Source organism: Pacificimonas aurantium, from assembly GCF_020092905.1.
Lineage (GTDB): Bacteria > Pseudomonadota > Alphaproteobacteria > Sphingomonadales > Sphingomonadaceae > Pacificimonas > Pacificimonas aurantium.
Map to the genome: position 1 here is coordinate 22,793 of NZ_JAGSGB010000002.1, position 12,590 is coordinate 35,382.

The following is a 12,590-nucleotide window of genomic DNA, read 5'->3' on the forward strand; positions in this document are numbered from 1 at the left end:
GGGCTCAGGCCCCCAGGAAGACCGCCAGGTTGAAGGCCACGAAGCCAAGGAACAGCAGCGCGCCCTCCCATCGATGAATGGTTGTGTGGGTCGTCGCGAAAAAACCCGAGGCGATCGTGGCCGCCAGCAGGACCCACAACTCGAGGTCGCCGAGCGCCGGCGGCACGGAATTGGGCGCGGCGATGGCGATGACGCCGCCGATTCCCAGCAGGTTGTAGATGTTCGACCCCACGATATTGCCGAAGGCGATGTCGCCATGCTTGCGGAGGGCTGCGATCACCGAGGTGGCGAGTTCGGGCGCCGATGTGCCGAGAGCGACGATGGTCACGCCGATGACGCTTTCGGGCAGTCCGATCATACCGGCGAGTTGCTGCGCCCCGGTGACCAGAAGATTTCCGCCGCCCACCAGCAGCCCAAGCCCGGTGAGGATGAAGAGAATGGGCCGGCCCCAGGCCCACAGTCGCACGCGCCGCCTCGGTCGTTCGACCGGTTGTGTCTCCTCGTCATGGACTGAGGGGCCACGGCGATCCAGTCGGTAGCTCGCGTAGAGATATGCGCACAGGCAGGCAACGCCTGCGATCCCGGCGAGACGGGGCATGGTTCCCGTCAGCGCGAGGCCGAAAAAGCCGAGCGTTGAGGCCAGCATCACCCCGCCGTCGCGTTTCAAGGCCTCGCCCGGCACGATGACAGGTTGCAGGATCGCCGTTGCCCCCAGGATCAGGAGGATGTTGGCTATGTTCGACCCGATCACGTTGCCCCAGGCGATGCCGGGGGAGCCGAGGCGCACCGCCTCGAGGCTGGCGACCAGCTCGGGTGCAGAAGTTCCGAATCCGACGATGACGATCCCAGTGAGAAGGGCGCTTACGCCTAGCCTGTTGGCAAGATTGACCGCCCCGCGGACGAGCAGTTCTCCCCCTGCAACCAACAGCAATAGTCCGGCGATCGTCAGTAGTACGGCGGTCACCATGGTCGCCCTAGGCGACAAGCCAGCCGGACGAAAGGGGTGTTTGCGAACCCGTCGCGACTTGAGCTTCGCCGCGGCGGCCGATAGGCGCGCCCTTGCACGCGGGAAAGCTGAAGCCCGCGCGCGCAAAGAAGGGGACCGACATGTATCGCCTGTTCATTCTCGCCAAATGCGACCTCGGTTATGCCGAGGAGGTCGGCGAAAAGGTCTCCGAACTCGAGGATGTCAGCGAGGTCTATTCCGTAACGGGTGAGTATGACCTGCTCATCAAGGTGAATTTCGACGATCTGCAGTCGATCAGCGACTTTGTTCAGGACCGCCTGCACCGCGTCCCGCACCTGAAGGAAACGCAGACCATGATGAGTTTCCGCGTTTACGGCGAGGACATCGGCGACTTCGTCAACTGACGGCTCAGTTGCTCTGGGTGACCCGGCTCATGCGCCGCTGCCAGGCCGGTGACAGGATGATCCGGTCAAGCTCGGCGCGCAGCGCGCCATCCTCGGCGAGGCCTATCGCCGGCAGGATCATGGTGGCGTCCGTACGCGCCACCCCGTGGCCACCTGCGGCGGCTTTTGCCGCTTCATAGGGATAGGCGACCAGATCCACCTCTTCCTGCTCCAGTGCGGTCAGCGCGGCGGACAGGGCGGAAAATTCCAGCGTTGTGTCGGCCGCATCCGTCTGCGCGCGGCCGACCGGGCTGCCTGCCACGATGCCGATACGCTTTCCCTCGATATTGTCGGCAAGGCTGGTGCTCGCGCCGCCGCCGGTCAGGGAAACCAGATAGGCGGTCAGGATTGCCGTCAACGCCATCGAGAATAGCATCCACACCATGGCGACGGTACGGCCCATGATCGTGCGCGGAACCAGGTCGCCATAGCCGATGGTGGTGGCCGTGACACCGGCCCACCAGAACCCGTTGCCGATACCCTTCACCTTGCTGCCGTCCTGCTTGAAATCCTCGTTGTTTCGCCGTTCGACAGCCCAGATGACCGTGCCGACGATCAGCAGGATAGCCGACAATACCAGGACAACGCGCAGAAAGCCGAGATTGAACAACTGCGACATGCTGGACAGGAAACCGCCATGCTGCTGACGGCCGATCAGTCCGACCGCGTCGGTATGGAAGGGAAGGCTCCGCGCAGGGGCAGGGCTTCGCCCGGCTTCCGGCATCAGGGGGAGGGCAGCGAGCGCGCCGCCGTCGAGCGCTCCGCGAAGGTCGTCGCTGTCGGTACGCACGAAAGTGAAGTCTTCGCCGCTGCGATCGGCCGCCGCGCGGAACAGGTCGACCGCGGGCCCATGCCAGTCTCCGCGCGGGCTCTGCACGGTATAGGGCGGCAGTTCCGCGATCGCGACGGCGGACTGGGCCCGCACCGGCGCAGGCATCATTTGGGCAAATCCGGTCAGGCAGACGACACTGAGGGCGAGAAGGGGGCGCAGGATCGTCATGTCCGCGACCCTAGGCCGCATGGGTTGGCTTTCAACCGCCAATTCGTCGGAACAGGTTCGGATCAGGTGACGCCCTTGCGAACGGCGAATTCCGGTTGCCGCCAACGTCCGGTGGCAAGGATATCGACCAGCCTGTCGGCGGCTCGCTCGACCTCTTCTAGCGACAGGTAAAGCGGAGTGAAGCCGAACCGCATCGCGTCGGGGGCTCGAAAATCGCCGACGATTCCCTCTGCGATCAGTGCCTGGACGACTTCGTAAGCGCTGTGAAAACGGAAGCTGACGTGGCAGCCGCGAGCGTCTGGCGCGGATGGGGAGATCAGTTCGACCTCCGCGCATTGGCCGGTGACCCGCTCCACGAACCTCTGCGACAGTTTCTGCGAGGCGTCCCACAAGTCCTGCATGTCCACGCCCTCGAACTGGCCCACCCCCGCTTCGAGCGCGGCGAGCGATAACATTGGAGGCGTTCCCGCGCGCCAGCGACCGATGTCCTCGGCTGGCCGATAGGCGTCATCGAAGGCGAAGGGGCTCTCGTGCCCCAGCCAGCCCGATAGCGGAGAAGTAAGGCCTTGCTGGTGCCGGTTCGCGACGTACAGGAAGGCCGGCGCCCCGGGACCGCCATTCAGATATTTATAGCCGCATCCCACGGCCAGATCTGCTTGTGTTCGGTTCAGGCTGACGGGCACGGCGCCAACGGAATGGCTGAGGTCCCATAGCGTCAGCGCGCCAGCCTTATGTGTCGCCGCGGTCAGGACGCCCATGTCGAACATCTCGCCGGTCTTGTAGTGCACATGGGTCAGGAGAAGGAGCGCGGTATCTTCGTCGAGCGCGGCCGCGATCTCGTCCCTTGGCACCAGCTTCAGGTCCAGGTCCGGGCGCAGGCGTTTCAGGCCCTCGATCATGTACAGGTCGGTCGGGAAGTTTCCCGGCTCCGACAGGACTGTCGTCCGGCCGGGCCGTGCCAGAAGCGCGGCGGCGGCAAGCTTGAAGATGTTTACCGAGGTGCTGTCGCAAACGACGACTTCGTCCGCCTGCGCGCCGATCAGCGGGGCGATCTTCGCGCCGATGCGCCGCGGCGCCTCCATCCAGCCATGCTCGTTCCAGCTCGAGATCAGGCTTTCGCCCCACTGTCTCGACGCTAGGTCGGCAACCGCATCTCGTGCTGAATGGGACAGCGGACCCAGGCTGTTCCCGTCGAGATAGACCATATCCGACGGCAGGAGGAACCGCTCGCGATAGGCTCCGGGAATGAAGGTCAAAGGGCCGTCCGGACCGTCAGCAGCTCGGGAAAGAATGTCTTCGCAACTACCTGCTCCAGATAGGGGACGCCCGGCGTTCCGCCCGTCCCCGCCTTGTAGCCGATAACGCGCTCGACCGTTTTCAGATGGCCGAAGCGCCAGAGCTGGAAGTGATATTGCAGGTCGACCAGCTTCTCGGCGAGTTCATAGAGATCCCAGTAGGTTTCCGGGTCGCGGTAGATGGCAAGCCAGGCGGCCTCGACTTCGTCCGACGCCTCATAGGGCTGGGTGAAATCGCGCTTCAGCCGGTCATCCGGAATGGCAAGTCCGCGCCGCGCGAGCACGCGCAGGGCTTCGTCGTACAGGCTCGGTTCGCGCTCCGCGGCGGTCAGCCGGGCATGATCGGGTTCGCGCCCCTCGTGCACGGCCGTCATCTTCGGGTTTTTGTTGCCCATGATATATTCGATCAGCCGGTACTGCGCCGACTGGAAGCCTGACGAGGAGCCGAGATGCGGGCGGACCCGCGTATAGTCCGCGGGCGTCATGGTCGACAGCACTTCCCAGCTCTGAATCAGCTGATGCTGCACCCGGCTGACCCGCGCCATCATCTTGAAGGCCGGGTCGAGATTGTCTTCGCGCAGGCAGCGCCGCGCCCCTTCCAGCTCGTGCAGGCAAAGCTTCATCCACAGTTCGGACGCCTGGTGGATGACGATGAACAGCAGCTCGTCATGCGCATCCGAGCGTGGTTCCTGTGCCGCCAGGATACGATCGAGGCGCAGATAGTCGCCATAGGTCGTGTCGGTCATGGGAGGAGCATTTGCAGGAATCGGCGTCCGGGCGCCACCGCTCTGTCGGAGCTAGAGCCTCGGCAGCCGCGTGGGCAGGTTGTCCCTAGGCCGGGGGATCGGCACCATCTGCCACTTCGGCTCATATCCTTCCGGATATTCGATCTTCCTCTTGTCCATCAACTCGAAGAAGAAGGTCTTCGCCTGCATATAGGCGAAGTGCAGGCCCAGGCACATATGCGCGCCGCCGCCGAAGGGGACGAAGGCATGCTTGTGGCGCTTCTTCTCCTCCTCGCGCGTGTGGCGCGAGGGGTCGTAGCGTTCCGGATCGTCCCAGATTTCGGGATCGCGGTGCACCAGCATCGGGATGATGCTGACGCCGGTTCCGGCGGGGATAGTGTAGTTGCCGTAGCTGAAGTCCTTCAGCGCGCGGCGGGGCAGGAACGGTACCGGGGGCCACAGGCGCATCGCTTCCTTGAACGCCATTTCGGTGACGTCGAAGTCGTTCAGCCGGTCGTAGGGCAGGGTGTCGCCCACATCCGCCCGGATCGCAGCGCATTCCTCGCGCACGCGGTCCTGCCATTCGGGCGTTTTGCCCAGGTAGAAAATCGTCGATGACAGCGACGAGGTGATGGTATCGTGCGCCGCCATCATCAGGAAGTTCATATGGTCGATGATTTCCTGATCGGTCAGAAGCTGGCCGTCGTCATCCTCCGCATTCACGACCTGCGTGAAGATGTCCTCGCGGTCGGAGCCGCGACGTTTGGGAATCTCGGAGGCGAAATACTCGCTGATATAGGCCCGACCCTTCACGCCCTTGCGCATCTGCGTGAACGGCAGCGGCTTGCGAATGGGCGCGACCGAGGCCTGCACCATGTCGACGAAGGCGGTGTTGATCCTGTCGGCTTCGGGCCCCCAGGGAATGCCGAGGAAGGACGGCGCGGCAAGGTCGAGCGTCAACTGCTTCACCGCCGGATACAGCTTCAGCTTCTCGGGCCATTCGGCCAGCCGCCGCTTGATACCCTCCTGAAGCTGGCCGAGATAATTCTGCATGGGTCCCGGCTTGAACGCGACCTGCAGAGCTTTCCTGTGGGTCCTGTGCTGCTCGAAATCCATGAGCATCAGGCCGTGGGGGAAAAGCTTCTCCAGGACAGGCATCCAGCCCTGCTCGGACGAGAAGATCTTGTCCCGGTTCATCAGGACCATCTCGTTCGCTTCCGGCCCGATCAGGTTCACGCCGACCCCGCCCAGATTGACGTTGACGTAGACGTTTCCCATTCGGTCGCGCCGCTCCTGCTGCAGGGCGAGCGTGTCGAACAGAAAGCGGCGCGTGCTGTTCAACTTTTCGAGGAAGCTCGGCTTTCCCGGGTTCGGTAGGTGCGAGAGATCCTCGAAGGAGGGCGTTCTCAGCCGTCCGAACCGTTCCTTGTAGGTCGATCCGTCATCGGTGCGGAATTCGCCTTGATCCACCGGCGCGTTCATTCCTCGGTCCCTCCACTTCTGAGCAGGGCTCAGTCTACTGGGAGCGAGCGGACAAGGCCAGTTTGCGAATAGCGATAGGCTCGGGCCTCAGGGAAAGGGGACCTGCGTCCTTGCGTGGCCGCGCTCGGCCAGTGCCTGATAAAGCGAGAATATCTCCTCGAAATGCTCATCGAGCCGGCGAACATGGGCGGCTTCCGACGCGGCGGCGGTTCGCGCGTCGGGCAGCGACTTTACCAGGCGGGTCAGCGCGGCGGAGATATGTTCGGGATCGACCCGGTCGTAAAACTCGCTGAAGGCCGGCTTGCAGAATGTGGACACAGCGCCGCCCGCTTCGGCCACCAACGGCAGGCCGCTGGCGATGCCCTCTGCCGCAGCCAAGCCGAAGGTTTCGATGCCGGCGCTCACCATCATGTCGGCGCTGGCCAGAAGGCTGGCATATTTACGCCGCTCATGAACGGGTTCGAGCATCAGGATGTGCGGATTGCCGCGGACGAGGCGCTCCAGTTTCGGCGTTTCAGGACCCGTCCCCAGCATCACTAGGCCGGCCGGATATTCCTGCCCCAGCCGTTCGACGGCGCTGATCACGGCGGGCCAGCGCTTTTCCCGGTTGTGCCTGCCCACGCCGACGATCAGCGTTGCGGTCTCCGGTAGATCCATGCGGCCGAGAAGGTCCCGGCGCATCTGCTCGTTACGGTGCTCCGGAGAGAAGCTGCTTCGCTCGACGCCCATCGGAACGGTATGCAGGCGTTCGATGCCTTGCCCGCGCAGGAAGTGCGTGACCGCATCCGATGCGCAGATAACGGCATCGGCCTTGGCATAGCGTTTGCGCATGCGCTGCCAAAGCCACCCCGCTACCGTGCGGTCGATCGTGCTGCGCGACAGCAGGCGGTCGAACAGGCCATAGGCCCACTTCTCGATCGGTTCCTCATGCATGAACATGGTGCGCGGAACGGGCTCGGGGTAGCGCATGCCCAGTGTCAGGCCGCGCCAGGGCGACGAGATCTCGATCAGGTCCGGCGCGATGCGCCGCAGCGCGTCGTGAACCGGTGGGGTGTCCCAGAAGATGTGATATTTGGGATCGGCCGGATGGCGCGGGGCTTTCACCTCGACCAGCGCGCCGCCATCGACCTCGGTGATCCTATCCTCGGCGGCTGGCGCGATCACAAAGACCTGCTGTCCCGACCGGGCCGCAGCTGTCCATCGTGTATGGACGTATGTTTTCACGCCGCCGCCGCGCGGAGCGTAGAATTCGCAAACGTCCGCGATGCGCATGGCGCTGCGGCCTAGGCCTCCTCGGAGCGGCTGAACAGCCCCGTAAGCGACAGGATGAGGCCGAACGCCAGGTTGATGGCCAAAATCATGCCCGCGCTCAGCGCGAGTACCGTGGCGAGCTCGGATTGGCTGTGCGCGAGCACGACCGCAGCCGCGGCGAACAGAAGGTCCTTCGACGGAATGAAGGGCAGCCGGCCGACCAGTAGTCGCAGCGCGCCGAACAGGATCCAGTGCTCCACCGGTTCGGTCGGCATGGCGTAATACCAGGCGGTCGCCATCAGCAGCGTCGAGAGCAGCAGGCGCACCGTATGGAAGCCGAGCACCGTGCGCAGTCGGGCTGCCGGCAGCGAGAAGATTTTCCGGCTGAAGCCGAGAATGACGAGACTGGTGATGACGACGACCGACCCGCCGAGGAGCAGGGGCCGCTGCGGGATATCGAGGTCGACGCCGGTCGCGACCGGCCAGGCGATTGCCATCAGGGCCAGGGTGACAAGATTGCCGGCAAGCGCCGACATGATCGATACGTCCTTCACCGTGCCGAAGGGCGCGGAGGTCAGCTTCGTTCTCTGGCGAGCCCACAGATAGAAATAGACTTCGCCGGAATAGTTGAAGAGCACGTCGTTCGCGACGCGCTTCTTGATCAACGGAACAAGTCCGGTCGCCGGTAGGCGCCACAGGCGCCGGAAAATCAGCCAGTCGAACACCGGCTGGGTCATATAGGCCGCGAAAATGGCGAGGTAGAAGGCCGGGGCGGTCGGCAGGTTCTCCGACAACGCTTCGGGTCCGCCCCGAAAAAGGTGCCAGCATACGACGCTCAGCAGGACCAGCGACAGTGCGCCAGCCGCCCAGCGCTGCCAGCCACTGCTGCTCGGCTTCAGGGATGGCAGCTCCGCCGGCAGGGAGGACTGGGCGCTAGCGCTCGTGTTCATCGTGCATCTGGCCGTAGAAATCGGCGGCTCCGCCGCATCGTCGTTTCAAATCGAAACGCTTGATGACGCCTTGCACTGCATTTGTGAAGATTCTGCGGACGGGGCGGCGCACGGTACCCCGCAGGCAGGGCACGGCTCGTCGGGAAGAGGGTATGGGTCTTCGCCGCCAGCCGTGCCCGCTAGCAAAATAACTTTTTTGATCAGCCCTCGTCTTCGGTCGGGGCCGGCGCAGCTGCACCGTCACCCTGCTTTACGAAGGCCGCGTCGATGACCAGCAGCACCTCATCAGACAGGGCCGGCAGCGCATAGTCGATGCCCCAGTCGCTGCGATTGATCGACGTGGTCGCCCGGAACCCGATATTCGGCTCGCCCGACATCGGATTGGTGCCCGCGCCGTAGAACTGCGCCTGCAGCACGACGGATTTCGTCACGCCGGCCATGGAAAGATTGCCGCGAATACCGGCATTGTTGCCTTCCACGAAGATGTCTGTCGCCGTGAAGGTCGCCTCGGGATATTCCGCAGCGTTGAAGAAATCTTCGCTCTGCAGGTGCTCGTCCAGCTGCTCGCTCGTCGTCGAAACGGCGCTGATCGGGAAGCTGACATTCAACTCGGCTTCGGTGGGATTGGCGGGGTCGAGCACCAAGGTCCCCGACGGATTGCCGAACTGGCCCGTGTAGGAAGAGAAGCCCAGATGATCGACGGTGAAGGTGACCAGCGTGTGGCCGGGATCGACCTCATAGGTGCCGGCGGTCACTTGGCTCTTGTCCACGGCTCCCGGTGCTTCGTCGTCGCCGGGGGTCGTCATCACCATCGGGCCGAGCTGGGTCGCGCCCTGGGTGGCGGCCTCGGCCGGCGTGGCGGTCTCGGACGCCTGATAGGCGGCAACGGGAAGGGCGATCGCGGCCGTGGCGGCCAGGGCGGTCAGAAGTTTCATATCGTGTCTCCTCGATAGCTCCGGTTTCGGGGATATTCGGCGGTCGTGTCTGCGTCACAACGACAGGACGGGCGGGAGGTTTCCCTCGCGTCCCTCCAGCCTTTCCGCAGTCCCGACCGCCAGATCGTATCCTGAGACTGTTGCCCCTCAGTTCTTCTCTTTGTCCACCAGCTTGTTGGCGCCGATCCAGGGCATCATGGCGCGAAGGTTGGCGCCGACCTGTTCGATCGGATGGGCTTCGGCAGCCTTTCGGCTTGCCTTCAACTCGGGCTGCCCCGCGCGGTTGTCGAGGACGAAATTCTTCACGAACCGGCCCGACTGGATATCCGCCAGGACCCGCTTCATCTCGGCCTTCGTCTCGTCGGTGATGATGCGCGGTCCGGTGGTGATGTCGCCATATTCCGCCGTATTGGAGATCGAGTAGCGCATGTTGGCGATGCCGCCTTCGTACAGCAGGTCGACGATCAGCTTCGTCTCGTGCAAGCACTCGAAATAGGCCATCTCCGGCGCATAGCCCGCTTCGACCAGCGTTTCGAAGCCAGCCTGGATCAGGTGGGTGATGCCGCCGCACAGCACGGCCTGTTCGCCGAACAGGTCGGTCTCGCATTCTTCGCGAAAGTTCGTCTCGATAATTCCCGAGCGTCCGCCGCCGACGCCGGAGGCATAGGCCAGCGCCACGTCATGAGCGTTGCCCGAGGCATTCTGGTGCACTGCGATCAGGCAGGGGACGCCGCCGCCGCGCTTATACTCGCTGCGTACCGTGTGGCCCGGACCCTTCGGCGCGATCATTATGACGTCGATGTCGGCAGGCGGTTCGATCAGGCCGAAATGCACGTTCAGGCCGTGGGCGAACGCAAGCGCGGAGCCGGGCTTCATCTTGCCCTTGAGGTCGTTTTCCCAGATTGCTGCCTGGTGCTCGTCGGGCGCAAGGATCATCAGGATGTCTGCCCATTCGGCAGCCTCGGAGTTGCTCAGGACCTTGAACCCTGCATCTTCCGCCTTCACGGCACTCGGCGAGCCCGGACGCAGCGCGATCGCAACGTCCTTCACGCCAGAATCGCGCAGGTTCTGCGCATGGGCATGGCCCTGGCTGCCATAGCCGAGGACGGCAATCTTCTTGCCGGTGATCAGGCCGAGATCGGCGTCGGAATCGTAAAAGACTTTCATGACCGGGTTCCTTTGTCGTTGGGTCTGTTTGCCCGGAGCGGGCGGAAGGGATCTTGGGTAGTAAGGGGGCTCAGCTTGCCTCGGCGCCGCGGGAAATGGCGACGACGCCCGACTTGCCGATTTCTACAAGGCCGATCTGGCGCATCAGGTCGACGAACTGGTCGACCTTGTCGGTAGAGCCGGTAATCTCGAAGACGAAGCTTTCCATTGTCGCGTCCACGACACGGGCGCGGTAGATATCGGCCAGGCGCATGGCCTCCAGCCGGTCCTCGCCTGTGCCGCGAACCTTCACCAGCGCGAACTCGCGTTCGACATGGCCGCCCTCGGCCGTCAGGTCGGAAACACGGTGAACGGGGATCAGCCGCTCCAGCTGTGCCTTGATCTGTTCGACCGTATGGTCGTCGCCCGACGTCACCACCGTGATCCGGCTGACATCGTGGCGCTCGGAAATGTCGGCTACCGACAGGCTTTCGATGTTGTAGCCGCGCGCAGAGAACATGCCGACGATCCGGGCAAGGGCACCCGGTTCGTTGTCGACGGTAATGGCAAGCGTATGCGGCCTGGCGATCGGTGAGTTCATCATCTGGGTATTCCTAGACCAGCGCTTCGGCGTCTTTTTCGACCGCGCCGATCACTTCGTTCGCATGCAGGATCATCTCGGTATGCGCCGCGCCCGACGGGATCATCGGGAAGCAGTTTTCCACCTTCGCCACATGGCAGTCGACAAAGACGGGACCCTGGGTCTCCATCATGTCCTCGATGGCGCCGTCCAGCGCGCCGACGTCCTCGACTCGAATGCCCTTCCAGCCATAGGCCTCGGCCAGCTTCACGAAGTCGGGCAGGGCGTCGGAATAGCTGTGAGCCCGCCGCCCGGAATAGGTCAGGTCCTGCCACTGGCGGACCATGCCCATATATTCGTTGTTCAGCACGAACACCTTTACGGGCAGGTTGAACTGCACTGCCGTCGCCAGCTCCTGGATGTTCATCTGGATCGACGCCTCGCCGGCGATGTCGATGACCAGCGCGTTGGGATTGCCCAGCTGCGCGCCGATCGCTGCCGGCAAGCCATAGCCCATCGTGCCGAGACCGCCCGAGGTCAGCCACTTGTTGGGCTTGTCGAAGCCGAAATGCTGCGCGGCCCACATCTGGTGCTGCCCCACCTCGGTCGTGATGATCGGCGACTTCGCGCGCGTCATTTCATAAAGTCGGCGGATGGCGTGCTGCGGCAGGATTTCGCCGCTGTCCGGCTGGTCGAAATCCAGCGACCCCTTCGCGCGCCAGCCCTTGATGCGGTTCCACCATTCCTCGTGCGAGGGACGTTTCAGGCCGCGCGAACGCCATATCCGCGTCAGGTCCTCCAGCACATGCCCCACATCGCCGACGATACCCAGGTCGACGCGGATATTCTTGTTGATCGACGAGCGGTCGATGTCGATGTGAATCTTCTTGGACGCGGGCGAGAAGGCATCGACCCGTCCCGTAACCCGGTCGTCGTAGCGGGCGCCGATGCACAGCATCACGTCGCACTGGTTCATCGCCATGTTCGCTTCGTAGGTGCCGTGCATGCCGAGCATGCCCAGCCAGGCGTCATGGCTCGCAGGAAACGCGCCGAGGCCCATCAGCGTGGCGGTCACGGGGGCGTCGCACATGCGCTGGACTTCGGCGACGAGCTGCGCGGCGCCGGGGCCCGAATTGATCGTCCCTCCGCCGACGTAGAGGATCGGCCGCTCGGCCGCCGCCAGCATATCGACGGCGGTTTCGATTGCCGACAGGTCGCCCTTCACCTGCGGGTTGTAGCCGCCATGCATGCGGCCGCCCTGCTCATAGGGGACATCCTCGACCTGTACGTCCTTGGGAATATCGATGACCACCGGGCCCGGGCGCCCCGTCGTCGCGATCCGAAACGCGCTCTTCACCGTACTGGCGAGTGCGGCGGGCTCCTTCACCAGGTAATTATGCTTCGAGCAGTGGCGGGTAATGCCGACCGTGTCGCATTCCTGGAAGGCGTCGGTGCCGATCAGGTGTGTGGGCACCTGGCCGGTGATGACGACCACGGGGATCGAATCCATCAACGCATCGGTGATGCCCGTTACGGTGTTCGTGGCGCCGGGGCCGGAGGTGACCAGAGCGACGCCCGGCCGGCCGGTGGAGCGCGCATAGCCCTCCGCGGCGTGGACCGCTGCCTGTTCGTGACGTACCAGCACATGGCGGATTTTCGGATGGTCGAACAGCGCATCGTAAATCGGCAGCACCGCGCCGCCGGGGTAACCGAACACGGTGTCGACACCCTCTTCGAGGAGAGCCTTTACCAGATTTTCTGCGCCACTGGGCATCACGTCGTCCGTTTGTTTCGTTTGAAGCCGCGGTAACAGGGG

At 63.9% G+C, this 12,590-nt stretch carries 12 protein-coding genes; 1 reads left to right on the top strand and 11 read right to left on the bottom strand.

Annotation, left to right across the window (positions count from 1 at the left end; genetic code table 11):
* Nucleotides 1-4: 4 nt before the first annotated feature.
* A complete protein-coding gene (locus tag KCN53_RS06955) occupies nt 5-964 on the bottom strand; it encodes a calcium/sodium antiporter (protein ID WP_207790619.1) in 960 nt (319 codons plus the stop codon).
* A gap of 143 nt (nt 965-1,107) precedes the next feature.
* On the opposite strand from KCN53_RS06955, the gene KCN53_RS06960 reads away from it, so the two are divergent.
* The gene (locus KCN53_RS06960) at nt 1,108-1,371 is read left to right on the top strand and encodes an Lrp/AsnC family transcriptional regulator (protein ID WP_088713023.1); all 264 of its coding nucleotides are present in this window, start codon (nt 1,108-1,110) and stop codon (nt 1,369-1,371) included.
* Nucleotides 1,372-1,375: 4 nt separating this feature from the next.
* Here the strand turns inward: KCN53_RS06960 and KCN53_RS06965 are convergent, their stop codons facing one another.
* The 10 genes from KCN53_RS06965 to ilvB all read right to left on the bottom strand — a co-directional run bounded on the left by KCN53_RS06965 (nt 1,376) and on the right by ilvB (nt 12,548).
* The gene (locus KCN53_RS06965) at nt 1,376-2,410 is read right to left on the bottom strand and encodes an ion channel (protein ID WP_172406269.1); all 1,035 of its coding nucleotides are present in this window, start codon (nt 2,408-2,410) and stop codon (nt 1,376-1,378) included.
* A 62-nt stretch (nt 2,411-2,472) separates the two neighbouring features.
* The gene (gene kynU / locus KCN53_RS06970; RefSeq protein ID WP_224199490.1) at nt 2,473-3,666 is read right to left on the bottom strand and encodes a kynureninase; all 1,194 of its coding nucleotides are present in this window, start codon (nt 3,664-3,666) and stop codon (nt 2,473-2,475) included.
* Nucleotides 3,663-4,451: a tryptophan 2,3-dioxygenase gene (locus KCN53_RS06975; protein WP_088713021.1), complete on the bottom strand. Its 789-nt coding sequence runs from the start codon at nt 4,449-4,451 to the stop codon at nt 3,663-3,665. The genes kynU and KCN53_RS06975 overlap by 4 nt, the downstream gene beginning before the upstream one ends.
* Before the next feature lie 51 nt (nt 4,452-4,502).
* A complete protein-coding gene (locus KCN53_RS06980) occupies nt 4,503-5,912 on the bottom strand; it encodes a cytochrome P450 (protein WP_088713020.1) in 1,410 nt (469 codons plus the stop codon).
* A gap of 87 nt (nt 5,913-5,999) precedes the next feature.
* Nucleotides 6,000-7,184 (bottom strand): glycosyltransferase, encoded by a 1,185-nt coding sequence (locus KCN53_RS06985; RefSeq protein ID WP_172406268.1) that lies wholly within the window; start codon nt 7,182-7,184, stop codon nt 6,000-6,002.
* An 11-nt stretch (nt 7,185-7,195) separates the two neighbouring features.
* Nucleotides 7,196-8,113: a hypothetical protein gene (locus tag KCN53_RS06990; RefSeq protein WP_172406267.1), complete on the bottom strand. Its 918-nt coding sequence runs from the start codon at nt 8,111-8,113 to the stop codon at nt 7,196-7,198.
* 200 nt (nt 8,114-8,313) lie between these two features.
* Nucleotides 8,314-9,048: a YceI family protein gene (locus KCN53_RS06995; RefSeq protein ID WP_088713018.1), complete on the bottom strand. Its 735-nt coding sequence runs from the start codon at nt 9,046-9,048 to the stop codon at nt 8,314-8,316.
* 147 nt (nt 9,049-9,195) lie between these two features.
* Nucleotides 9,196-10,215: a ketol-acid reductoisomerase gene (gene ilvC / locus KCN53_RS07000; protein ID WP_088713017.1), complete on the bottom strand. Its 1,020-nt coding sequence runs from the start codon at nt 10,213-10,215 to the stop codon at nt 9,196-9,198.
* A gap of 70 nt (nt 10,216-10,285) precedes the next feature.
* Complete coding sequence (gene ilvN, locus KCN53_RS07005; RefSeq protein WP_088713016.1) at nt 10,286-10,798, bottom strand: acetolactate synthase small subunit; 513 nt, start codon at nt 10,796-10,798, stop codon at nt 10,286-10,288.
* Between the two features lie 10 nt (nt 10,799-10,808).
* Nucleotides 10,809-12,548, bottom strand: a complete 1,740-nt coding sequence (gene ilvB / locus KCN53_RS07010) for a biosynthetic-type acetolactate synthase large subunit (protein WP_088713491.1) — start codon at nt 12,546-12,548, stop codon at nt 10,809-10,811.
* Nucleotides 12,549-12,590 lie beyond the last annotated feature (42 nt).

Coding starts and splice junctions, on each gene's coding strand:
- KCN53_RS06990 (WP_172406267.1), bottom strand. CDS start 8,113: ATGAACACGAGCGCTAGCGCCCAGTCCTCCCTGCCGGCGGAGCTGCCA.
- KCN53_RS06960 (WP_088713023.1), top strand. CDS start 1,108: ATGTATCGCCTGTTCATTCTCGCCAAATGCGACCTCGGTTATGCCGAG.
- ilvB (WP_088713491.1), bottom strand. CDS start 12,548: ATGCCCAGTGGCGCAGAAAATCTGGTAAAGGCTCTCCTCGAAGAGGGT.
- KCN53_RS06980 (WP_088713020.1), bottom strand. CDS start 5,912: ATGAACGCGCCGGTGGATCAAGGCGAATTCCGCACCGATGACGGATCG.
- KCN53_RS06975 (WP_088713021.1), bottom strand. CDS start 4,451: ATGACCGACACGACCTATGGCGACTATCTGCGCCTCGATCGTATCCTG.
- KCN53_RS06965 (WP_172406269.1), bottom strand. CDS start 2,410: ATGACGATCCTGCGCCCCCTTCTCGCCCTCAGTGTCGTCTGCCTGACC.
- ilvN (WP_088713016.1), bottom strand. CDS start 10,798: ATGATGAACTCACCGATCGCCAGGCCGCATACGCTTGCCATTACCGTC.
- KCN53_RS06995 (WP_088713018.1), bottom strand. CDS start 9,048: ATGAAACTTCTGACCGCCCTGGCCGCCACGGCCGCGATCGCCCTTCCC.
- KCN53_RS06985 (WP_172406268.1), bottom strand. CDS start 7,184: ATGCGCATCGCGGACGTTTGCGAATTCTACGCTCCGCGCGGCGGCGGC.
- ilvC (WP_088713017.1), bottom strand. CDS start 10,215: ATGAAAGTCTTTTACGATTCCGACGCCGATCTCGGCCTGATCACCGGC.